Consider the following 21,710-nt stretch of genomic DNA (forward strand, 5'->3'; position numbering starts at 1 on the left):
GAATCAGAAGGTCATGCTCCAGCGGTCCAGGTAGCCCGGGTCGACGGTGAAGATCCCCGGGGTGTTGTCGGTGACGCGCAGCTTCCACACGCCGTCCGCGGGCAGCGCGGAGGCGTCGACCGTGAAAGTGGCGTGCAGCTCGGTGCCGGTGTCCCAGACGAAGTCCTTGACCAGGAGCACGGTGCCGTCCTCGGCGACGAGTTCGATGATCTGGCCCCCGATGAAGTCGTGGACCAGGTCGACGGTGACCCTGAGGTCCGAGGGGGCGGCGCCGGGGCGGCCGGTGACGCGCAGCGGCGATTCGATCGTCTGCCAGTTGGGGATGTCGTGGCGGTCGGGGTTGACGAAGTGGTCGCCACCGGAGGCCAGGACCGTCCAGGTGTAGGGCAGGTCGAGCTTCTCCGCCGCGGAGTTGGTGACGGTGACAGCGACCGTGAAGGTCCCGGCGCGGGTGGGTGTGCCGGTGATACGGCCGTCGGCCGCCCCGAGGGTCACGCCTTCGGGCAGTCCGGTGGCCGCGTAGGTGAGCGCGCCGGGCCGGGTGGACGTGGCGGTGATCCGCCGGCTGACGGGCTGGCCGACGGCAGCGTCGCGGGTGGAGGGGGCGTCGGCCGCGATGTGGTTGACGTAGCGGGGACCGACGTTGACCGCCGCCCACGCGTTGCCGACCGCCTCATAGGCGTCGCTGGTGGTGCCGAAGAGGTCTGCGGCCGCCTGCAGGGTGGCCGTGCGGGCGCCGGCGTAGTCGGTGGTGCTGGTCATGTAGCGGGTCAGCGCCCGGTACCAGACGTTGGTGGCGTTCGCCAGGCCCAGGGCGGCGACGGGCTTGCCGTCGTAGGTGGGGCTGTCGTAGGCCACTCCGTTGACGGTCGTGCGGCCGCTGCCCTCGGCCAGCAGGTAGAAGAAGTGGTTGGCCGGCCCAGAGCTGAAGTGCGGGTCCAGCTTCTTCGTCCCGGCGGTCCAGTAGTCCTGTGACGTTCCCTTCGCGGAGGCGTCCTTGGAGGGCTGGTCCATGTAGCGCAGGGGCTTGCCGGTGCCGCGGACGTCCGCGAGCTCCCCGAGCAGGAAGTCGGGCGTGTCCTGAGCGTTGCCCGCGAAGAACTCCACCGCGGTGCCCATGATGTCGCTGGTGGCCTCGTTGAGCCCGCCGGATTCGCCGGTGTAGATCAGGCCGGCGGTGGCGGAGGTGACGCCGTGGGTCATCTCGTGTGCGGCGATGTCCAGTTCGGTCAGTGGGCGCTGGCCGTCAAGGCCGTCGCCGTACGTCATGCAGAAGCACAGGTCGTCCCAGAACGCGTTGGCGTACTTGGTGCCGTAGTGCACGTTGGAGACGGCGCCGACACCGTCGTCGGCTATGCCGTTGCGACCGAAACGGTCGTGGTAGAAGTCCCAGGTCCGCTGGGCTCCGTAGGCGGCGTCGACCGCTGCCGTCTGCGCCGTGGCCGGACTGCCGTCGCCCCACACGTCGTCGGCGTCCGTCACCAGTGTGCGGACGCCTCCGGTGACGTCGTAGGTGCGGTGGTTGCCGCGCTGGAGGTCGGCCAGCTGGAAGACGTCCGCGTCGCGCTTCGACGCCAGCGGGACCTTTCCGCTGTACTGGCTGTGGCCCTCGCCGGCCTGGATGTCGTCGTAGGAGGCGAGACGCGCGCCGGTGACGGCATCGGTGATCACATGGACACGGCTCGGTGTGCGATCCTCACGAACACTCGTGACAACGTTGTCCCACGCGAGTCGGGGGGAGTTGTCCGCCGCCCAGACGACCTGCCGCGCCGAGTCCGCACGCTCGGATGCGAGCGATCCCTGCTCGTCGGCTGCCGCCGGCGCGGCCTTCTTCGCCGCGGCCGAGGAGACCACGGCCTTGGTCGTCGGCACCGAGAGCGCCTGGGGCGTCGTGCGTGTCACGCTCTGCGCACCTGCGCGCTCGTGGACGATCACGTCGGCGCCGATCACCGGGAGGCCGGCGTAGGTGCGGGAGTAGCGCGTGTGCACGGTGCCGTCGGCGTCCTTCGCGACGTCCTCGGCGACCAGCGCTTCCTTGCTGCCCATACGGAGATCGCGGGCCGTGTCGTGAGCGGACTCGGCGGCGTGGTCGAGCAGTTGGTCGCGCTGCGCGCGGGACAGGGTCACGCCGCGCGCCCCGGGTCTGGGCTCGGCGTCGATGTGCCGGGACGCCGATGTTCTGGAGCCGTTCTCCAGAGCCGAGGCGGGCTGGGCTGTCGGAGCGGTGATCGCGAGCACCGCCATACCGGCGGCGAACGAGGTCGCCAGCCGGCCGCGCTGTTGTGCTGTGCGCGGAAGCGCGGATGAACGGCGAACTCCCAAGCGTGAGTTGGTCATGCGGGCAGCTCCTTTCGCCGGCTGTCGGCGGACAGCGGCGGGAAACGGGGGAAGCCGCGGGCTGTGGGCCTGCGGTGGAGACAAGGCGGGTGCCGCTCGAGTGCGGACAGATCGTTTCAGGGCGTTCGGATGGTGTCACCACTGCGGAGATCGATGTCCGAAAATCGGTCAACCGGCTGCCGCTGGACGTTGATTGGCAAGGGCACCCCCACGTGTGGCTTTACGAAGCGGCAATACGGCGCTAACCAGCAAGGTTGGCCGTATCCGAGCGGCCCTGATCCGTCCTGCCCGCCCTGCGGCACGGCATCCGCGGGCGGAGTGCGCTGCGACCCGGGACGCGGCCCGGGTGCACGCGTCTCCCTTCGGCCGTGGCCGTGTTCCGGCCTGGAATCACGACGACGGTCGGCTCGCCGCTCAGCGAGGTGGCATCCGACGGGTGCCGCGGGTGTCGGACCCGACGGGCCGGCCGGGGAAACGCTCGCGACCGCATGCAACGGCCCGGTCCGGTGGATCGAACGCGGGCCTCGCACCGCCGACCTGTCGGGCGACTCAACCACCGTGTGTTCGCAGGCTGTTGCGAAAGCGAGTGTTTGTCGTCCGTACCGCAGTCACATGTCCGACGCCCGCCGGGCCGTGATCGAACCGGTCTTCACCGCCTGGCGGGCGAGGCGGACCGGACCGGACCGGGCACGGCGGTCCGGGTGCAAGACCTGCGCGAGACCGTCGACGCCATTCGGCCTCAGCTGACCTTCACTCCGGCAAGGTCAAGAGACTTCGCAACAGACGCGGTCGCACCGTTGATTCTCACGCAGCTCCTCTCCTGCGGAGCAGCTCGTCATGACGCAGGCCGGTATCCGGAAGAGGGTTCGCCGGCGGAGGAGGCTCGTGGATGATTCGTATCAGTTCGTTTCGCGAGCGGACCGACATCGCTTGGAAGATCTTACGCAGGTGATAGTTGACCGTGTGAGGTGACAGGAAAAGGCGCTCGGCTATTTCCTTGTTAGTGAGTCCGTCCGCCGCGAATGCGGCTATGCGCATCTGTCGTTCCGTCAGCCGGTCCCATCCCTGGGACGCGGTCGCGGCTTTCACCGGGGCGCCGGGGAACTCCGGCCACGTGGCGGGGGCGTCCTCCTCGTCTTCGGACGCGTCATGCCCTGCTGGAGATGGTGCGTGGCCAGAGGGGCAGGCATGCCGGTCGCTCAGGCATGTGACGGAATTCGAGGCGTGGCCCGGTTCGGAGACAGCGGTGTTGACGCTCGGCCGATGCGCTGCGACAAGCCCTCGCACGGGCTTGGCCATGACGTAGGCCGCCGGGTGACGGCCGGGTGAGGAAGGTACTTCCGGTGTCGCCGCGAACCGCTTTCCCCTGTACTGATCTATCTGGTCGCGCACCGCCGCTCGCGCCGTCGTGGGAACCGAATCCAGAATGACGCGCCGGAACAGTTCGTTCGTGAACCGTACGTCGTCCTCATCCTCACAGAGGAGGCCCGACAACACGGCCTCTTGGAGATCCGGCAGTAGATGCGATGGCCTCGCCCCCAGGATCTCGGCGAGTTCCGCGAACGTCAGGCGTGTGCCAGGAACGGCTGCGACGGAGAGCATGTGAGCGCCCGATCGTGAGCAGTCCTGTAGATATCGCCGCACCAGCCCGGCGAACTTCTCAGGCAAGGCGGGATGTACCAGGCGCGCGACCGCGCCGACTTCCAGCTTTCCCTCGTCCAGGAGTCCTTCGACGAGTACTTCCAGGGCCTTCGGGTGGCCGGACACCGAAGCCACCATGCGGGTGAGCGCGGCATCCGGTGGCACACCGAGCAGATCGTGGGCCATCTCCTGGGCCGCCCGGTCGTCCAGTGCACCCAGCCGGAACATCCGATGTGCTCCCGCAGCGGAAGCCAGGGCGACGTCCAGTGGGCTGTTGGGTCTGCCCCATCGTCGGCTGGTGCACCACACGGTCGGCACGCTTGAGGCCTTCATGCGTATGTCCGCGAGCAGTCTCACGTCGGACGTGTCCGAGCAGTGGGTGTCGTCCAGGAGAACGACGAGAGGGCCGTTGAACTCTTCGGGGTCCTCGTACAGGCTGCGGACCACCGTGGCCCCGGATGCCTCCGCCATGGCTCCGGCTTCGGCGAGCAGCCGGGACCTGCCCATGCCGGGTGTCCCTTCGAACGAGACGTGCAGGTTTCCCGCTGGGTGCCGGGCGCGGATCGCCGTACGAAGCGCGGAGATCTCGGCCGGTCGACCGTGCAAGGGGCGGGTCCCGGCCTCCAGCACTGCTTTCACGTGTTGGTCACCTTCTGTCGAGAGGGGGCTGGACGGCGAAGTGAGGAGCGCTGGGTCATGGAGCCAGTGCTCTGATCAGCCAAGGAGCGCCAGGACGGGCGTCGCCTGCGACGACGGTGGCGGTCATCCGAACGGCCGTTCGACGGCATCGTTGCCGAATAAACTGTCACCCGTGGTGCGAGGTGGCACAAGCGCGGCGATGGACGTCGTGCCTACTAGTCCAAGTCGTGCCTACTAGTCCAAGTCGCCTGTCGGCCGGCTCAGTTTGAAGGCAGTGCGCCGTGCAGAAGCAGGTCCCATGTCCTCGCTGCACGGCGGACCGCCGTCGAGTCGCCGTTCGAGCCGGGGGCGGTGCAGCGGACGTACTCCTCGATGCCCGTGATGAGGAACTGAACCGACTCGGCGAAAGCCGCCGGGACGACCTCGCTGCGCAACCGCTCCTCCTCGTGTGCCCTGCTGAGCAGCTCGGTCATGTAGGTGAGCCAGGCGTTCGTCCACGCATTCTGGTTCGAGCGTTCTCGGGTCAGCCGCGCGGCTGCCCGAACCATGGTGCACTCCTCCAGGAGCCGCGCGACCGACAGAGCCAGTGAACGCGCCTTGGCCAAGGGGGAGACCGTGAGTTCGGCGACGCATCCCGCGACGTGCCGGGTGAGTTGGATGCCCGACGACTCGACGGCGTCCGCCAGATCCGGCTTGGTGGGGAAGTGGAAAGTCAGGGCTCCCATGGAGATGTCGGCGGACTTCGTGACGCACGCCAGGGGGGTGCCGGCGTACCCGTGGCGGTCGAACTCGCCGGCGGCGGCCTCGAGGATCAGGCGTCGTGTCCTTACCGCTCTTACCTGCTTCACTCCGACCTTCTCCTGCGATGGATGTCTGCGCGGGTCCAGCCCCGGGCCGCCGGCGCTGCGGCACGTGCGTGTGGCGACCGCGTGGCGAAATTCCGAATACTGAGACAAAACCTTCCATCTCCTTATCGTCATAGCAAGGCCGGACCTGCTGTGGCGGGAGCGGCGCGGCCGAAACTCGTCGCAAAAGAAAGAGAACGTTTGCTATGTTTCTCGGGTCGCGGATCTCAGGAACGCTTCAAGGGGGACAGGTACACCATGCTCACTCAGTGCATCGCAGGCTCATCGTTGACGGGCAGCAGGCCGCTGGCGGAGTTCGTTGAGACGGTCTTCGGCAGCCTGCCTCGTGTCGATCAGCGACGCTGGGCCGACGCGTATCTGCGCGGCCTGCTGAGCACACCGGGCCGGAAGACGATGAAGCGGCTCGCCCGGCAGGTCTCGTGTGAGACGAGCGCCGCGCAGGCGCTGCAACAGTTCATCACCTCGAGTCCGTGGGCCTGGAGCGAACCGCGGGCCGCTCTCGCCCGCGTGGCGGCCCGCAGGCTGCCGGAGCGCGCCTGGGTCACCGGGACGATCGTGTCCGAAAAGCGCGGACACCGGTCGGTGGGCGTCCACCGGCGTTTCGTACCGGAGCTGGGTGCCACGGTCAACTGCCAGGTCGGAGTGGGCATGTTCCTCGCCTCGGAGAGCGAGGCGATCCCCGTGGACTGGCGCCTCGTGCTGGACACGGCATGGAGTGGTGACGCTTCGCTGCGGCGCCAGGCGAGGATTCCCGACGCGGTCGGGTCCGGCTCGGCATGGGAACAGGCTCTGGAGATGGCGGAGACCGCGGACGCGCTGCCGTGCTTGGAGCGAGTGCCGCTCGTGGCTGACCTTACGGCCACCGGGGACGTCGCCCGTTTCACCGGCTCCCTGGCCCGTGGCGGGAGGGAGTTCCTCGTTCGGGTGCGTCCCGACCAGCCCGTGCTGGAGGGCGCCCGTAGCGTGGCGCCGTCCAGGGAGGTCTCGTCACCGTCCTCGCTCTATTCGATCTCAACGGCCGAGCGGCTCATCGAGGAGGGCGGGGCGGGACAACGCCAGGTCTCCGAGGCGCAGTTCGCCGATGGCGCGGGACAGATGCGACTGCGTTCCGCGCTGGTTCACCTGCCCGGTGCGGAGGACGGGGCTCACGCTGCCGGGAGCCCCGTCCACCGGCTGCTCGCCCTGAACTCCGCCGACGGGCGGACCCCGCCCCAGTACTGGATCAGCGCGTTGCGCCGACGGAGCGTGGACGATGTGCTGTCCCTGGTGCGTCGGCAGCAGGTGGTGCAGTCCACCGTTCGGCTCCTGCGTGACGACTTCGGGCTGACGGACTTCGAGGGACGCTCCTTCCCTGGTTGGCACCATCACATGACGATGGTGTCCGCTGCGTACACGTACAGCCTGCTGTCGCGGCGGACGGCGGTGCGCCTCAGCGCGTGAGGGAAGATCCGCGCGCACGGAAACGGCGTGCTGGGGCGGGCCTTGCCGGCCGATGGGGCGGAGCCGGGATTCAGGCGGCAGTCCAGCCTCCGTCCACCGCCATGGCGGTGCCGGTGACGAACGAGGCCCGTCCGCTGCACAGCCAGGCCGCGGCTTCGGCCACCTCGTTCGGCACCGCCATCCGCTTCTGGACCGAGCGGTGGACGAAGCGATGCTCCAACTCGGGTGCCTTGTCGAGGACCTCCTCCATGAGCTCGGTTCTGACGCTGCCCACGACCAGAGCGTTCACCCTGATGCCCCGTTCCCCGTACTCGGCCGCCGCGGCACGGGTGAGCCCCAGCACCGCGTGCTTGGCGGCGACGTACGGGGCCCCGGAGCCGGGGGCCTGAACCCCCGCCACGCTGGAGGTGTTCACGATCGAGCCACCGAGCCCGTCGGCCAGCATCGCCGGTATCTGGCGATGCAGGCAGTTCCACACGCCCCGGACGTTCACGTCCATGACACGGTCGAAATCGGCCGGGTCCGTCTCGTGCAGCAGGCGCCCGACCGAGGCCCACCCCGCGTTGTTGAAAGCCCCGTCCAGCCGTCCGAACCGCTCCACCGCCGTGGCCACGGTGTGTGCGACGTCGTCCTCTCGCACCACGTCGCCGGGCACGGCCACCGCGGTTCCTCCGCTCTTGGTGATCTCCTCCGCCAGGCGCCGCAGGCGCTCCTCCCGCCGGGCCATCAGCACCACGTTGGCACCTTCCGCGGCGAAGAGCCGGGCAGCGGCGGCGCCGATGCCGCTGGAGCACCCCGTGATCATGATGGTCTTGCCGTGCAGAGTCATGCGTCCGTCCTTCTTTCCCTTGATGTGCCTGCGAACCCCGTCGGTCGCCCCGTGCCGTGCCTTCAGCGGAACGCGGAGAGATGCCTGCGGGCCCAGGTCTCGAACGTGGCCGGCGGACGGCCGGTCACGTGCAACACGTCCTGCGTCACGGACGCCTTCGCACCGGCGGCCTGGCGGCCGGCGCTCTCCAGCAACGCCTCGGCGACGGGTCGCGGATACCGTGCGTTCCACCGTTCCAGCGCCTGTTGGGCAGTCGACTCCTCATGTTTCAAGGGACGTTGAAGAAGGCCGGCGAGCTGAGCCAGTTGCTCCCGTGCCGAGACGGCTCTGGGCCCGGTCGGTGCGTACACGCGTCCGGCGTGCCCGGTGCCGATGAGGGCACGGGCGGCGACCTCGGCCACGTCCGCCGGATCGACGCAGGCGTTCGGGGCGTCGCCGTACAGGGTCGCCACGGGCTCACCGGTGCGCACGGCGCCCGCCCACGACAGACAGTTGGACATGAAGGCCCGCGCTCGCAGCAACGTCCACGTCATCCCCGATGCCTGCCAGAGCTGTTCACACTCCCGTTGCCAGCGGGTGACGAGGTCCTGTGCGCCGGGATCGGCGACCGCGAGGGCCGACAGCTTCACCACATGGCGTACCCCGGCCGCCGTTGCCGCGGACAGGAGGTGCTCGTCGTGGCGCGGGTCCGCGGGATCGAAGGTGGCGACGAAAAGGGCATCGGCCCCCTCCAGGGCACGGGCCAACCTGTCGCGCTCGTCGAAATCCGCACGGACCAGACGGCCGTGCAACCCCTGGCGGGCGGCCCGCTCGGGAGACCTCGTCAGGGACAGGACGTCATGGTCGGCCGCCAGGAGGGCGGTGAGGCGGCGGCCGACGGATCCGCCGGCGCCGGCGACCGCGACGCACCGGCTCACGTCGGCTCACCCCTTCCGGGATCGAGGTCGATGTGTGCGATCGTCCCGGGCCGGGCGATCCCGGGAAGGAGGATCCGCCACATGAGTACGGTGCGCTCCGGCAAGTCCCGCCGGTTGCTGACCAGTTGGGAGTACAGCTGGATGCCGGTGCATGCGCCGACCAGGAACTCGGCGATGTCCCCGGAGCGGTCTGCCGACAGCAACTCACCCTTCTTCGCGGCGTCCGCGAGGCACTGGACCATTATGTTCTTCCAGCCCAGATAGGAAGTGGGGTCCTGGACGCCGAAGCTCCCCTGTTCCACCGAGAGACGCACCCCCGCTCGCAGGAGTGGGTTCACCTGGAGTTCGCAGGCCCACACGAGGGTGATGTCGACCAGGCGTTGCAACCCCTGGGAAGCCAACTTCGGTTGGATCTGCTGCGGTTGGGCGCCCATGATGGCGAGGGCCAAGCCCTCCTTCGACTTGAAGTGAAAGTAGAGGGCGCCGGCGGTGACTCCGGCCCGCTCCAGAATGCGGGTGATGCCCGCACCCGCGTAGCCGTACTCGTCGAAGACCTCGGCTCCCGCACGCAGCAGCGCCTCGCGGGTGCGCAGGGCGCGCTCCTGGGGCAGGCGCGTCATCGGTGCGCTCCGGTACATCGGGTCATCGCCACTCCTTGATGCGTACTCGACAGGAAAAAGAACGTCCTTTATGTTTGCATGCAACTGATCACACCGTCCAGCGACAGTCGCCGTGTCCCTCGCACCGGCCGTTCTGTCGCGGATCTCGCTTGCATGGGAGTGGCGTTGTCCAAGTCCTGCACCCTCGTTCCCGCTGTTCAGGCCCCACCCAGAGTCGCGCAGCAGTTGGTTCACAAACTCAATGCCGCGGAGGTGCTTCTGACGGGATGGCGGCGCACCGCCGACGACCGGTTCGTCGTCACCGCCCGGTGGCCGCCCGACCACGACTTCTATGCCGTACGACATGACCGCCACGACCCGCTGTTACTCAGTGAGACCATTCGTCAGACCTTCCCGTTGTTGGCCCACGAGGCGTACGGCGTACCTTTCGGCCACCATCTGGTGTGGGACAGCTACACCTGGTTCCTGAATCCCGACTTGCTGCACGCCGACGGCTCGGCCGTGGACCTCGAACTCCGCGTCGTCGAACGGGAGGCGGTGCGCCGCAGGGGAAGCGTCGCGATGCTCTCGCTCGCCTACGACGTCGTGCGTGACGGGATGTCCCTGGCAACGGCCACCAGCTGCTTCACGATCCAGGTCCCGGCCGTGTACCGGCGGTTGCGTGGCGACCACGGGGACCCGGCTGCCGTACAGCCGATACCCGTGCCACCCGCGGTCCGTGCCCAGAGCGTCGGGAAAGACGATGTCGGTGATGTCGTCCTGGCGCCTGCCGACGCTCCGCAGCGCTGGCAGTTGAGGGTCGACGCGGACCACTCGGTGCTTTTCGACCACCCCGTCGACCACGCACCGGGGATGCTGTTGCTGGAAGCGGTGAAGCAGGTGGCGCACGGTGTCTCGGGCCGGACGCCGGTGTGCGTGATCGCGATGGACGTCCGGTTCCAGCGGTATGCGGAACTGGACGCCCCCAGTTGGCTGGAGGCGCGGAGGATCCCGAGCGACGCCACGGGACGTCCTCGGTTGGTCGTCACCTGCACCCAGGAGGGCGCTGAGCTGTTCTCCTGCACGGTCACACTGGACGAGGCGTCCCAGCAGCACGACTAGTCGGCGTCGAAGGGGCGCCTCCGCAGTACGTACACGAAACGGGCGGCCGGCAGGATGTCGGCCGCCCGTTTCGTGTGTGCTCAGACCTGCTCGGTCTGCTTGGCGGGTGTGCTGTCGCCGGCCAGGGCGGAGGCTTCCGCCGGGTCCGGGACGGCCGCCGGCGTGGAGCGGCGGGCGAGGTCGGGCAGGACGGTGGCCAGGCCGGCCAGCGCCATGATCGCGCCGAGCCAGAGGGGGGCCCGCAGACCCCAGGTGTCGATCGCGACGGCGCCGATGGAGGAGCCGAGGATGATGCCGAGGGTGATGAAGGAGGAGTGGACGGTGTTGACCAGCGGTCCGGCGTTTCCGGTTCGCTGGACGCGGGTGGCCATGGCCGGGTTCATGGTGACGCCGACCAGGCCGATGCCCATCATGCAGATGATGGCCGGTGCGGGCAGGTCGGCGAGCAGGGCGAAGCCGGCCAGGAACACGGTGTTGAGCACGAGACCGATGGCGAGGACGGGGACGGTGTGGCGGTCGGCGAAGCGGCCGACGATGTTGTTGCCGACCACGGTGGCGGCGCCGTAGGCGATCAGCAGGAAGGGGACGGTGCCGGTGGAGAAGCCGACGAGATCGGTGAGGATGGGGTTGAAGTAGCTGAAGGCGGAAAACGTTGCGCCGATGATGAGCGTGCTGGTGGACAGCACGAGCCACAGCTTGGGCTTCTTGAAGACGCCGATCTCCTGTCGGAGGCCGCCGCCGCCTTCGGCGCGTTCGATGCGGGGCACGCCGAACCAGGTGGCCACGGCGGCGATCACGGTGATCGCGGCGATGGCCCAGAACGCGGCGCGCCAGCCGAAGCGCTCCCCGACCAGGGTGGAGATGGGCAGTCCGAGCAGGGTGCCGAGCATCAGGCCGTTCATCGCGACCGCGATCGCCCGGCCGCGGACCTCGGGGCGGGTGATCTGGGCGCACATCGAGATGCCCACACCGAAGAAGGCCTGGGAGGCGATACCGGTGATGATCCGCGCGGCCATCATGGTGGAGTAGCCCGACGCGGTGGCGGCCAGGGCGTTGCCCGCCAGGAAGATGACGAACAGCACCATCAGTGCCGTCCGCGGCGGGAGCTTCATGAGTGCCACGGTGAGGAACGGCCCGCCCGCCGCCATGGCCACCGCGAACGCGGTGATGAGGTATCCGATCTGCGGGATGGTGGCGTTCAGGCCGTCGGCCATCTGCGGCATCAGTCCGGCGACCACGAACTCGCTGGTCACCATGGCAAAGATGCCGAGCGCCAGGACGTATACGGCACGAGGCACGATTGAGTCTCCTTAGGGGGTCGACGCCGACCGGCGTGGGGGCCGGGTGACGGCGGTGAGGGTTATGGATCGGTCAGTTCAAAACGATGGCATGGGCAGGCCTCGTCCGGCGGTGGAGCGTGGGTCGGCGAGTCAGCGTGTCAGTGCGTCACAGCGGGTCAATGGGTCAGTGCGTCGAGGGTGACTTCGGCGATCGACTCCAGCGCGGTCCGGTCGGCGCCTCCCTGACTCGAGATGCGCATGCCGCCGATCGCCGCGTTGATGAAACGGGCCAGCGCTCCGGCGTCCCGCTGGGAAGTGATACTGCCGTCCCGGCGACCCTCCTCGATCACCGCGCGCAACACCGCGAGCCTGCGGGCTGTGTCGCGCTCCAGCATTCCCGCCGCCCGACTGTCGCGAGCGGCCAGTTCGACCGTGGTGTTCACGGTCAGGCAGCCGAGGCTGCGGCCGCCGGCCCGATGCTCGGTCTCGCCGTCGACGACCATGGCGAACAGGGCGCGGATGCGGTCGACGGCACTGTGCCGAGTGTCCTCCAGGACGGCAAGCTGGGTGGTGGTCATGGTGTCGATGTAGTGGGCCAGTGCACGCTCGAACAAGTCGTGCTTGCTCTTGAACGTGTTGTAGATGCTGCTGCGCCCCAGCCCGGTGGCTTCGCAGAGGTCCTGGGTGGAAGTGGCCTCGTAGCCTTTCTCCCAGAACGTGTGCATCGCCGCGTCCAGGGCCTGCTCCTCGTTGAACATCCTCGGGCGGGCCATGAGTTGAACGTATCACGTTTTGAATCGACCAGTCCAATAGTCCGGGTGTCGTCACGGAGCTCCCGCCTGGTAACGCGCTCCCAGTACGGCGCGCGGCGACCACGGGCGGCGTCCGGTGCGGAACATCGCGTCCGCCCGCGCGAGCGCACCGGGCCGCAGTTCCTCGGTGCCGCCGAGGACCGACAGCCGCGTGGCCGAGTCGTCCCCCAGATACAGGGCGCTCAGGTCCCGTACGTCGATTCTGAGATCCGGAGTACGCGTGGTCCGAGTGCAGGAGGCGCCGTCCCGTGCGCCCTCCAGCAGCCAGGTGCCTGCCGCGTACCCGGCCGCGTCGGCCACCTCGAGCACCAGAGCCGCCTCGATGCCGTAGGTGCGGGCGGACAGAGCGCGAGGTGTGTCGAGGACGCGCAGCCACATGTAGTCGCTCAGTGCGCTGACTCTCGCCGCCCGTGGGTCGCCCAGCCACAGCGGGAGCAGCGTGTCGGGGGAGCGATAGGGCAGGTGGACCGTGGTCACCCAGTCGACCGTCACGGCGTAGCGCAGCAGCGCCGCCTCCGCCCGCGGGGACACGGCGATCAAATCGCGTATCCACAGGGGCGACTGGGGCATCATGGCGCCCCACGTCTCCTCGGCGTGGAAACACAGCAGGCCGTCCGCCTCGCCCGAGTCCGGGTCGAAATGCAGGGCGAAGAAGGGCTCGGACCGGCGGTCCGCGGACCCTGTGCGGTGCCCCGTGGCCTCCTGCCACCATGGCTCGTCGCGGCGCAGCGCCCCGGGCTGGCCGGCGCGTACCCTCTCGTACACCCCCGGCGCGGCCTTGAGGTATTCGCGGGCGTCGACGAGCAGCACACCGGAGGTGTCGGCGGTCCGCAGGGGATCCATACGGGCCCGGTGCACATCGATCTCGAACCAGGCCATCACCGTCGCGGGACCGAAGCCGTAGCGGCCATAGAGGGGGTACTGCGCGGCGTCCAGGACGGCGATCGGCTCTCCGCGCTCGAAGGCGCCCCTGAGGTCCATCGCCACCATCCTGCTCAGCAGCCCGCGGCGACGGTGCGTGCCCGCGACGCTGACCTTCGAAATCGCCGACGCGGGGAGAAAGGCGCCGCCCGGAACGGTGAGTTCCTGGGCGGAGCTTCGATAGGTGCCGACACACCGGTCCATGTCGAAGGCTCCGATGAGCCGGTCCCGCGCTGTCGTCGACCGGACGGTCTCGACGCTGCTGTCGGTGTACGGGCGCAGGTATCCGTTGCCCCAGGTACGGGTCCACGCGGGGAGGTCGTCCTCGGTGACGGGGCGTATGTCGATCACGGCTGTATCGGTCATGGCTGCTCAACCTCCGGTCGGCTCGGTGAGGCGGCATGGCTGTCGGAGGCCGTGCCGCCTCACCGGTGCCGCGTCAACGACTTGTTGTGATGGACAGCGAGTGGCGGAAGTAGTCGCTCGGATCCCAGCGGCGCTTGATCTCCTGCAACCTGCGGTAGTTGCCTTTGTAGAACAGCGCGTGCCACGGGAGACCGGACCGGTTGTGGCGGGGGTCTGCCATGTCCGTGTCCGGATAGTTGATGTAGCAGCCGTCGGTCACGCCGTCGGTCTCCGGAACGCCTTCGGTCTCGGCGAAGACGTCCTGGTACCACTCCCTGATCCACCGCAGGTAACGTTCGTCGCGCTTCTCGTCGGACCAGATGTTCTGGAAGATCACCTTGAAGACGGAGTCGCGCTGGGCGCTGGCGGTCGCGTGCGGTTCGACGCCGTTGATCAGGCCGCCGAAGGACAGGAGGACCAACGTGGTGTCCGGGTTGTCCAACTCGGGGTCGGACAGGAAGCGATAGAGGGACGCGACCTGATGGTCCGTGAAGTTCTCGCGGAAGTAGGCCGACTTCAGTCCCACGCGCGCGATCGGATTGGCGCCCACAGGGTCGGGGGCGCCCAGCATCCGTGCCGCCGCGAGCCACGGCAGCTCGGCCGGGTGGAAGTAGTGGGGCATGGCGGCCAGTTCGCCGCTGGGCCGATCCATCGGTACCGGATCGATGCCCGTTCCGTCGAGCAACTCCGACAGATACGAGTCGAGCAGGGCACGGGAGTTGGGTATGGTCGCGTCGATCTGGGTGTAGAGGCTGAGCCGACCGAACGCCTTGGAGTTGACGTTGAACAGGCTGCTCAGGTGGCGGTACTCGTCGTCCGGACCGCTGTGCCGCTGGTGCCAGGAACCGAAGTTCTTCAGCAGACGGCCGAACGAGGCCTCGTCGAGCTGCTCCCAGCGGAAGTCGACGGCGCTGATCCACACCCGGGACGGCGGATTGACCAGCTGGTCACCCGGCCGGCTGCCGACGGCCTCCGGCGAGCGGAACCAATAGCGGGTGGCCAGGCCGAAGTTGCCGCCGCCACCGCCGGTGTGCGCCCACCACAGGTCGCGGTTCGGGTCGTTCTCCTCCCGCGTGGCGATGACCGTGCGCACCTTGCCGTTGGCGTCGACGGTGACGACCTGCACCGCGTAGAGGTGGTCGACCACCAGGCCGTAGGCCCTGGAGAGCATTCCGTAGCCGCCGCCCGACACGTGCCCGCCGGCCCCCACGCTGTGGCAGACACCGCCGGGGATGGTGACACCCCAGCCCTTGTAGAGGGCCTCGTAGACGTTGTAGAGCCGGGCGCCTGCCTCCACGTAGAACGCGCGGAACCTCGGGTCGTAGCCGACGCCGGTCATCTCGGAGAAGTCCAGGATGACTTCCACATCGGGATTGCAGGTGAAGTCCGCGACGCAGTGCCCGCCGCTGCGCACCGACACGCGCTTGCCGGAGCGGTACGCGTCGCGCAGCGCTCTCTCGGCATCCGCCGCCGAGCGGATCATCCTGATGTACTCGGGGCGGGCGACGAACCGCTTGTTGATGCCGGTGGTCAGCAGCTCGTAGCGGGGGTCCCGCGGGGACACCTTCGCGCCCACGTCGGTGCGTGCACCGGAGTCGGCTGCCGCGGCGGTGGCCGGCGGCGCGACGGTCAGTGCCGCGGTGCCGACCGCTGCCGCACCGCCCGCCAGGACGGACCTGCGGCCGAGATGTGCTGATGACATGGTTCCACCTCTTGGGCTGTGGCGAGGGCGAGCGGATTGGTTTCCCGGCTCGTTTCCGTGCCTTTGCGTCGGCCGTCGACCGGCCTTTTACTCACGCTTTTCGCGTCAAGGACCCGCATGTCCGGAACAGCACGACACGGGGCAAGAGCCACGGCCGGACGGGGTATGGGAAGAGGTTAGGACGCACCCGGCCGCAAATCGACTAGTGACGTGAGTAGTTTATTGACTACTCGCCTCTACCGGGTCGGGTAGAAAACGTCGGAACAGTGGATTCCCCTTGATGGGTGTTCTGTGCCGACCCTAAAGTCTGGGCGCATGGACAACGTCAGGAATCTCGTAGGGAAAACGGCCCTGGTCACCGGAGGAAACCGGGGCATCGGAGCGGCGATATCGCGTCGGCTCGCCGCGCAGGGCGCCGATGTCGCTCTGACCTTCGCTCGGAACAAGGATCAGGCGGAAACCGTCGCCGAGCAGATCCGCGCGGAAGGAGGCCGCAGCCTGGCGGTCGCCGCCGACGCCGCCGACGCGGCGGGCCTGCGGACGGCTGTGGACGAGGTGGCCCGCGAGTTCGGACGCATCGACATCCTGGTCAACAACGCCGGCTACATGGACATGTCGATGCCGGCCCTGGAGGAGGTCTCGCTGGAAGACCTGGACCGCACGCTCGACGTGAACACGCGTGGCGCCTTCCTCACCGCCCAGGCTGCCGCGCGGCACATGGGCGAAGGCGGGCGGATCGTCAACATCAGCAGTTGCCTCGCCACGCACGTGCCCGGGCCCGGCATGACGGCGTACGCCATGAGCAAGGCCGCCATCTCGGGCCTCACCCTCGGGCTGGCGCGTGACCTGGGACCACGCGGGATCACCGTCAACCAGGTCGCACCGGGTTCCATCGACACCGACATGAACCCGGCCGACGGCCCTTCGGCCGACTTCCAGCGCTCGCACAACGTCTTCGGCCGGTACGGCGCGGCCGACGAGATCGCCCACACGGTGGCGTACCTCGTGTCACCCGAGGCGGCGTTCGTCACCGGAGCATCGGTGGCGGTGGACGGGGGATCAAACCTCTGACCGGCGCTCCGAGTCGTCCGTACCAGCGGGCGCTCGTCCCGCGCATCCGCCTTACAGAAGTGGGTTGAGCCATGCGAGCTCTTGTCATCGATCACTCCCTACCCGGCGGGCTGCGTCTCGCCGACGTGCCCGACCCGATGCCGGGGCCGGACGAGGTCCTGGTCAGGATCGCCGCGACCTCCCTCAACTACGGGGAACTGCCCCGGGCCGGCAACGCCGCCGCGGCCGAGGGCACCGTCCCGGGCTGGGACGCCGCGGGCACGGTGGAGCGGGCCGCCGCCTCGGGAGCCGGACCTCGCGAGGGTGACCGTGTCGTCACCTGGGGATGGGCCGGTGGCTGGGCGGAGCTGCGCGCCGTGCACGTCGGCGAACTCGCCGTGCTGCCGGACGAGGTCGACTTCGTCCGGGCGGCGGCGTTGCCCGTCGCGGGGCTCACCGCCCTGCGCGCGCTGCGCCGGGCCGGTGTCCGGCCCGGTCACCGGGTCGCCGTCACCGGCGCGTCGGGCGGCGTGGGGCATTTCGCCGTGCAACTCGCCCGGCTTCAGGGAGCGCAGGTGGTCGCCGTCGTGGGCGACCCGGCCCGGGGAGCGGGACTCGCGGAACTCGGGGCGGACCGTGTGGTGACGAAAGCTACGGAGATCGAGGATCCGGTCGACGTCCTGCTGGACAACGTCGGAGGCCCGCTGCTCGGCGCGCTCCTCGGGTCCATGGCCGAGGGCGGCACAGTGATCTCCATCGGAGCGGCGTCCGGGCAGGACACCTTGCTGGCGCCCTACCAGTTGGTGGGCAAGCGGCTCACCCTCGTCGGCCACCAGGACGGTGGCCGCAGCGCCGCCGACCTGGCCCACCTGGCAGGTCTGGTCGCCGACGGACGACTGAAGGTGAGCGTGGGCCGGGTGGCAGACTGGCGGGCGGCCGGCGAGGTGGCGGACGACATCGTCGACCGCCGCGTCCGGGGCAAGGCGGTGCTGACCCTGGCCTAAGGCCTTCTCCTGTTCCCCCAAGCGCGCTGCCGGATCCTCGGCGGCGCGCTTTCCTTGCGTTCCGGATTCCCCGTTCCGCCGGCGGTCTACTCGGATGAGTAGGGCAAGTAGCCGGACGGATTACCCGAGTTATCAGTGGTCATTCCTGCTGTGGATTAACTAGCGTATTTCCCGGAGCGTCGAGAGAATGAATCGAGGGCCTGTGTCCACGACGGCTTACAGTAATCCGCACCGAATAGATGTCCGTGATCCGGTATCCGAAGACGCGGATCTGCGCTCGGCCATGCGCCTGTTCCCGACCGGCGTCGCCCTGCTGTGCACCGGCACCGGCGACAAGGCCGTGGGGATGACCATCAACGCGCTCATGTCCGTGTCGCTGACTCCGCCGCGCATCCTGGTCAGCGTGCTGAACACGGCACGCGCCCACCCCGTCCTGTCCGTCAGCCGGTCCTTCACGGTCCATCTCCTCAGCGACCGACAGACCACGACCGCCGGGCAGTTCGCCTCGCGGGAGAAGCCGGCCGGCACGGCTCTCGAGGACCTGGTGGAACGGGACGTCCTGCCGGGCGCCCTGGCCACGCTGTGGTGCTCCGTGGAAGAGGTCTTCCAGGGCGGGGACCACAGCCTGTTCCTGAGCCGGGTCGAGTCGATCGGACACGGCGAAGAAAACGGCGAGCCCCTCATATTCCACCGCGGAGCTCTCGGAACCAAGCAACAGTGAGGTGTCCCATGTCTGTTCTCCCTGCCGGAATCCCGGCCGACGCGGTACAGGCGGCCGGTGAGAAGTCGAGGCCCCTGCCGCCCGGCGCGAACGTCAGCATGTTCACCCCCCGCGACATCTACGGCATCGTGCGGCCGCGCACGGTCGACGAAGTACGCGACACCGTGAGGGCCTTCGCCCGTGCCGAGGGCGGTCCCCGGCTGCAGGCCCTGAGTACCGGCCGCAACTGGGGCCTGGGCTCCCGGGAACCGGCCCGGGACTCGGTGGTGACCCTGGAGCTCCAGGAGCTCGACGCGGTCCGTGACCTGGACGTCGAAGGCGGCTGGGCCATCGTGGAACCGGGAGTCACCCAACTGCGCCTGGCCGAGCTGCTGGCCGACACCGGCCGGATCCTGAACGTGACCGCTTCCTCCGGGCACACCAGCGTGCTCGGCAACATCATCGACCGAGGCGTGGGCTTGCGCCGGCAGCGCACCCTGGACCTGGCCGGCCTCGAAGTGGTCCTGCCCGACGGCGAGTTGATCCGCGTCGGTTGGTGGCCGGACGGCGAACACCCGAGCGCGGTCAACCCGCAGGGCCTCGGTCCGTCGCCGCTCGCCCTGTTCACCCAGTCCGACCTCGGCATCGTCACGGCCGGTGTCGTACGGCTGCTGCCCCGCCCGGAGGACCAGCGCGTACTGCGCCTCGGATTCGCCGGCGACAAGCTGGTGGAGGCCATCGACGAACTGCGACGCTGGACGGCCCAGGGACTCGTGTCCGGCGTTCTGAAGGTCTACGACACCGTATCCACCCAGTCGTACGGCGGAGTCGCCGACGAGTACCTGACCCATCTGTGTGTGAGCGGCACGGAGCGGTCGGTGGGCGCGGTCACCCGCGTCATCCAGGAAGAGGCCGGACGCAGCGGGCTGTTCACCCGCGTCCTGCGCTCGGACGAGGATCCCCCCGCGTCGGACGACCTGGTGGCACGCGCGGTGGAGAGGCTCTACGCCGGCGACCCCACGCAGAACGAGGCCATGCTCAGGTCCGCCGTCGGCCAGGACGCGGACCGGGTCGACGCCGAGGGCGGCGGATGGCTCTTCTTCCTCCCGCTGGTCCCCTTCACGGGCCGAGCGATCGCCCACGCCCAGGAGCTCCTGGCTCAGGTCCACGAAGAGACGGGAGTGCGGGCCGGCTCCACCATCAACGCCCTGGACCCGGACGTGGTCGACCTGGTGGTCTCCTTCCGCTTCCCCCGCACCGAACACGACGCCGAGCGGGCACACCGGGCGCTCGACCGGACGTACGAACTGTTCGCCGAGGCCGGCTTCCACCCCTACCGCCTCGACTCCGATCACCACGGGTGGGTGGACCGGCTCTCCGCCGACCCCGCCGCGCGGGACTTCGTCCGCCGACTGAAGCAGACCCTCGACCCCCGCCAGGTGATCGCACCCGGCCGCTACGCCTGACCCGTCCCACACCACCGGAGGAAACGCCGTGACCATCGCATGGACGCACAGCGCGGACAAGTCCGCCCAGACTCCCAACACCGCGGAGGACATCCTCCGCCGCGCCCGCGAGGCGGTGCCGTTCCTGCGGGAGCGGGCCGCCGACACAGAGGCGGCCCGCCGACTGCCCGAGGACGTCGTCGACCTGCTCCGGCGCAACGGGGTGTTCCGCGCCGCCGCGCCCAAGGACCGCGGCGGACCGGAGCTGACGTCCGTACAACAGACCGAACTCATTGAGACGTTGGCCACCGGCGACGTCTCCACCGCTTGGTGCGCCATGATCGGAATGGACTCCGGCATCTACGCGGGCTACCTCGAGGAGGACGCCGTCCAGGAGTTCTACGGCGACCTCGACACCCCCAACTCCGGCTGGATCCACCCGCAAGGGCGAGCCGAACGCGTGCCCGGCGGTTACCGGGTGTCCGGACACTGGCGGTTCGGCAGCGGCTCCACCCACTGCGAGGTACTCGTCGCGGGCTGCCAGGTGTTCAAGGACGGCCAACCCGAAACCGACCCGGTCACCGGCGACCCGGTGCATTGGCGTGTCATGGTGGCCCGTCCTGAGCAGTACGAGATCGTGGACACCTGGTTCACGACGGGGCTGGCCGGCAGCGGTAGCCGCGACTACAAGGTGACCGACCTGTTCGTGCCGGAGGAGCACTCCTTCTCGTTCCATGTGCCGCGGCGCACGGGCCCGTTGCACGCCACGCCCGACGCGATCCTGCGCAAGATGTCCGGCGTCCCCCTGGGGCTGGCACGCGCCGCCGTCGACCATGTGCGGGAGCTCGCCCAGAGCCGGGTGGACCGGGAGACCGGGACGCCGTGGACGCAGAACCCGCGGGTGCAGTCGACCCTCGCCCGGGCGGAGATGGAGCTGGCCGCAGCGCGCGCCGCCGTCTACTCCGGCCTGGAGGAACAGTGGGCGGCCCTGGAACGGGGCGACGAGACCACCGCACAGCAGCGCACCGCCACGGCGCTGGCCCGCTACCACGCCTTCCGCACCGCGCGAAACATCGTCACGGACCTCTTCGACCTGGTGGGAGGCTCGTCCATCTACCGCCAGAAGTCTCCGCTGGACCGCTGGCTGCGCGACGCCAACACCATGTGCCAGCACGCCGTGGCGCAGGAGTCGATCCTCGAACTCACCGGACAGGTCCTGCTGGGCGGCGAGTCCCGCAGCCCCTTCCTCTGACAGGTGCCCGACTCCCCACCCCCCCCAGCACATCAAAGGCTGCCAAGAACCTCTAAGGACAGGACTGTGTCGCAGAGCACCACCTCCCAGCCGAAGAGCCACGAAGAACACGGCCGCCACGAGCACGCGCAGCAGCCGGTCCGGGACATCGTCCACGTCCGGGCGGGCGAAGGCCGGTCCGTGTGGCTGAGCGGCGACGTCTACACCGTAAAGCTGACCCACGAGGAATCCGGCGGTTCCCTGACGTTCCTGGAGGCCTCCGTCCCGCCCGGCGGAGGACCGCCGCTGCACATCCACGCGGACGCGGATGAGGCGTTCTACCTGCTCTCGGGCGAGCTGGACATCACGGCCGGGGCGCACACCTACGCCGTGCGGCCCGGAGACTTCGTCTTCATTCCCAAGGGCACCGCCCACCGGTTCCGCAACAACGGGATCCACACCGCGCGCCAACTGCTGTTGTTCAGCCCCTCGGGAGTCGACCGCTTCTTCCTGGAGGCCGGTTCGACTCCGGTGCCGGGCACCCCGCCCCCGTCTCCCGAGGCCGAGGACCTGCCGCAGGTCATCGCGATCGGAGAGCGCCATCACCTCTTCCAGGCCGCGGAGGAACCCCGGTGACCGCCCCGTTGCTCTTTAGTGCTCCGGTACCTGAGAACTCCTGGCGAGACCTGCCCGCGGCGCAGCAGCCCGAGTACCCCGACACCGAGGCTCTGCGCGCAGTGATCGCGGACCTCGAGTCGTATCCGCCGCTC

General features: G+C 69.1%; 18 protein-coding genes. 8 read left to right on the forward strand and 10 right to left on the reverse strand.

The window, feature by feature from the left end; translation table 11 throughout:
* Window positions 1-3: 3 nt before the first annotated feature.
* The 3 genes from ACIPFH_RS19900 to ACIPFH_RS19910 form a co-directional block, all read right to left on the reverse strand.
* Window positions 4-2,337, reverse strand: a complete 2,334-nt coding sequence (locus tag ACIPFH_RS19900; protein ID WP_401828015.1) for a M4 family metallopeptidase — start codon at window positions 2,335-2,337, stop codon at window positions 4-6.
* An 804-nt stretch (window positions 2,338-3,141) separates the two neighbouring features.
* On the reverse strand, window positions 3,142-4,617 hold the full coding sequence (locus ACIPFH_RS19905; RefSeq protein ID WP_401828016.1) for a LuxR C-terminal-related transcriptional regulator: 1,476 nt from the start codon (window positions 4,615-4,617) through the stop codon (window positions 3,142-3,144).
* 260 nt (window positions 4,618-4,877) lie between these two features.
* Complete coding sequence (locus ACIPFH_RS19910) at window positions 4,878-5,465, reverse strand: TetR family transcriptional regulator (RefSeq protein WP_401828018.1); 588 nt, start codon at window positions 5,463-5,465, stop codon at window positions 4,878-4,880.
* Between the two features lie 255 nt (window positions 5,466-5,720).
* Between ACIPFH_RS19910 and ACIPFH_RS19915 the strand changes: the two genes are divergently transcribed.
* The gene (locus ACIPFH_RS19915) at window positions 5,721-6,923 is read left to right on the forward strand and encodes an IS701 family transposase (protein ID WP_401828019.1); all 1,203 of its coding nucleotides are present in this window, start codon (window positions 5,721-5,723) and stop codon (window positions 6,921-6,923) included.
* Window positions 6,924-6,993: 70 nt separating this feature from the next.
* Here ACIPFH_RS19915 and ACIPFH_RS19920 read toward each other — a convergent pair whose 3' ends face one another.
* The 3 genes from ACIPFH_RS19920 to ACIPFH_RS19930 form a co-directional block, all read right to left on the reverse strand.
* A complete protein-coding gene (locus ACIPFH_RS19920; RefSeq protein WP_401828020.1) occupies window positions 6,994-7,752 on the reverse strand; it encodes an SDR family NAD(P)-dependent oxidoreductase in 759 nt (252 codons plus the stop codon).
* A 62-nt stretch (window positions 7,753-7,814) separates the two neighbouring features.
* Window positions 7,815-8,669 carry an NAD(P)H-binding protein gene (locus tag ACIPFH_RS19925; protein ID WP_401828021.1) on the reverse strand — a complete coding sequence of 285 codons (855 nt, stop codon included), beginning with the start codon at window positions 8,667-8,669 and terminating at the stop codon, window positions 7,815-7,817.
* Window positions 8,666-9,289 (reverse strand): ScbR family autoregulator-binding transcription factor, encoded by a 624-nt coding sequence (locus ACIPFH_RS19930; protein WP_401828023.1) that lies wholly within the window; start codon window positions 9,287-9,289, stop codon window positions 8,666-8,668. Before ACIPFH_RS19930 ends, ACIPFH_RS19925 begins: the two co-directional genes overlap by 4 nt.
* 153 nt (window positions 9,290-9,442) lie before the next feature.
* Here ACIPFH_RS19930 and ACIPFH_RS19935 point away from each other — a divergent pair, with 153 nt between their 5' ends.
* Window positions 9,443-10,390: a ScbA/BarX family gamma-butyrolactone biosynthesis protein gene (locus tag ACIPFH_RS19935; protein WP_401828025.1), complete on the forward strand. Its 948-nt coding sequence runs from the start codon at window positions 9,443-9,445 to the stop codon at window positions 10,388-10,390.
* A gap of 80 nt (window positions 10,391-10,470) precedes the next feature.
* Here ACIPFH_RS19935 and ACIPFH_RS19940 read toward each other — a convergent pair whose 3' ends face one another.
* The 4 genes from ACIPFH_RS19940 to ACIPFH_RS19955 all read right to left on the reverse strand — a co-directional run bounded on the left by ACIPFH_RS19940 (window position 10,471) and on the right by ACIPFH_RS19955 (window position 15,510).
* On the reverse strand, window positions 10,471-11,688 hold the full coding sequence (locus ACIPFH_RS19940; RefSeq protein ID WP_401828027.1) for an MFS transporter: 1,218 nt from the start codon (window positions 11,686-11,688) through the stop codon (window positions 10,471-10,473).
* A gap of 158 nt (window positions 11,689-11,846) precedes the next feature.
* Entirely contained in the window at window positions 11,847-12,443 is a 597-nt protein-coding gene (locus tag ACIPFH_RS19945; RefSeq protein WP_401828028.1) for a TetR/AcrR family transcriptional regulator, read from the reverse strand.
* Window positions 12,444-12,494: 51 nt separating this feature from the next.
* Entirely contained in the window at window positions 12,495-13,769 is a 1,275-nt protein-coding gene (locus ACIPFH_RS19950) for a GNAT family N-acetyltransferase (RefSeq protein ID WP_401828029.1), read from the reverse strand.
* Window positions 13,770-13,842: 73 nt separating this feature from the next.
* A complete protein-coding gene (locus ACIPFH_RS19955; protein WP_401828031.1) occupies window positions 13,843-15,510 on the reverse strand; it encodes an FAD-dependent oxidoreductase in 1,668 nt (555 codons plus the stop codon).
* A 315-nt stretch (window positions 15,511-15,825) separates the two neighbouring features.
* Here ACIPFH_RS19955 and ACIPFH_RS19960 point away from each other — a divergent pair, with 315 nt between their 5' ends.
* From ACIPFH_RS19960 to ACIPFH_RS19985, 6 genes are all read left to right on the forward strand, one after another.
* Window positions 15,826-16,581 (forward strand): SDR family NAD(P)-dependent oxidoreductase, encoded by a 756-nt coding sequence (locus ACIPFH_RS19960; RefSeq protein ID WP_401828033.1) that lies wholly within the window; start codon window positions 15,826-15,828, stop codon window positions 16,579-16,581.
* 71 nt (window positions 16,582-16,652) lie between these two features.
* Window positions 16,653-17,564 carry a zinc-binding dehydrogenase gene (locus tag ACIPFH_RS19965; RefSeq protein ID WP_401828034.1) on the forward strand — a complete coding sequence of 304 codons (912 nt, stop codon included), beginning with the start codon at window positions 16,653-16,655 and terminating at the stop codon, window positions 17,562-17,564.
* A gap of 283 nt (window positions 17,565-17,847) precedes the next feature.
* On the forward strand, window positions 17,848-18,285 hold the full coding sequence (locus ACIPFH_RS19970; RefSeq protein WP_401828035.1) for a flavin reductase family protein: 438 nt from the start codon (window positions 17,848-17,850) through the stop codon (window positions 18,283-18,285).
* 8 nt (window positions 18,286-18,293) lie between these two features.
* Window positions 18,294-19,730, forward strand: coding sequence for an FAD-binding oxidoreductase (locus tag ACIPFH_RS19975; RefSeq protein WP_401828037.1), 1,437 nt, complete (start codon window positions 18,294-18,296; stop codon window positions 19,728-19,730).
* Between the two features lie 28 nt (window positions 19,731-19,758).
* Window positions 19,759-20,961: an acyl-CoA dehydrogenase family protein gene (locus tag ACIPFH_RS19980; protein WP_401828039.1), complete on the forward strand. Its 1,203-nt coding sequence runs from the start codon at window positions 19,759-19,761 to the stop codon at window positions 20,959-20,961.
* A gap of 66 nt (window positions 20,962-21,027) precedes the next feature.
* Window positions 21,028-21,576, forward strand: a complete 549-nt coding sequence (locus ACIPFH_RS19985; protein WP_401828040.1) for a cupin domain-containing protein — start codon at window positions 21,028-21,030, stop codon at window positions 21,574-21,576.
* The last annotated feature ends 134 nt before the right edge of the window (window positions 21,577-21,710 follow it).

The sequence above is a fragment of the Streptomyces sp. NPDC088157 genome (genome assembly GCF_044741545.1).
Classification (GTDB): Bacteria; Actinomycetota; Actinomycetes; order Streptomycetales; family Streptomycetaceae; genus Streptomyces.

Coding starts and splice junctions, on each gene's coding strand:
- ACIPFH_RS19915 (WP_401828019.1), top strand. CDS start 5,721: ATGCTCACTCAGTGCATCGCAGGCTCATCGTTGACGGGCAGCAGGCCG.
- ACIPFH_RS19975 (WP_401828037.1), top strand. CDS start 18,294: ATGTCTGTTCTCCCTGCCGGAATCCCGGCCGACGCGGTACAGGCGGCC.
- ACIPFH_RS19935 (WP_401828025.1), top strand. CDS start 9,443: ATGGGAGTGGCGTTGTCCAAGTCCTGCACCCTCGTTCCCGCTGTTCAG.
- ACIPFH_RS19920 (WP_401828020.1), bottom strand. CDS start 7,752: ATGACTCTGCACGGCAAGACCATCATGATCACGGGGTGCTCCAGCGGC.
- ACIPFH_RS19900 (WP_401828015.1), bottom strand. CDS start 2,337: ATGACCAACTCACGCTTGGGAGTTCGCCGTTCATCCGCGCTTCCGCGC.
- ACIPFH_RS19945 (WP_401828028.1), bottom strand. CDS start 12,443: ATGGCCCGCCCGAGGATGTTCAACGAGGAGCAGGCCCTGGACGCGGCG.
- ACIPFH_RS19930 (WP_401828023.1), bottom strand. CDS start 9,289: ATGACGCGCCTGCCCCAGGAGCGCGCCCTGCGCACCCGCGAGGCGCTG.
- ACIPFH_RS19970 (WP_401828035.1), top strand. CDS start 17,848: ATGCGCCTGTTCCCGACCGGCGTCGCCCTGCTGTGCACCGGCACCGGC.
- ACIPFH_RS19950 (WP_401828029.1), bottom strand. CDS start 13,769: ATGACCGATACAGCCGTGATCGACATACGCCCCGTCACCGAGGACGAC.
- ACIPFH_RS19960 (WP_401828033.1), top strand. CDS start 15,826: ATGGACAACGTCAGGAATCTCGTAGGGAAAACGGCCCTGGTCACCGGA.
- ACIPFH_RS19955 (WP_401828031.1), bottom strand. CDS start 15,510: ATGTCATCAGCACATCTCGGCCGCAGGTCCGTCCTGGCGGGCGGTGCG.
- ACIPFH_RS19965 (WP_401828034.1), top strand. CDS start 16,653: ATGCGAGCTCTTGTCATCGATCACTCCCTACCCGGCGGGCTGCGTCTC.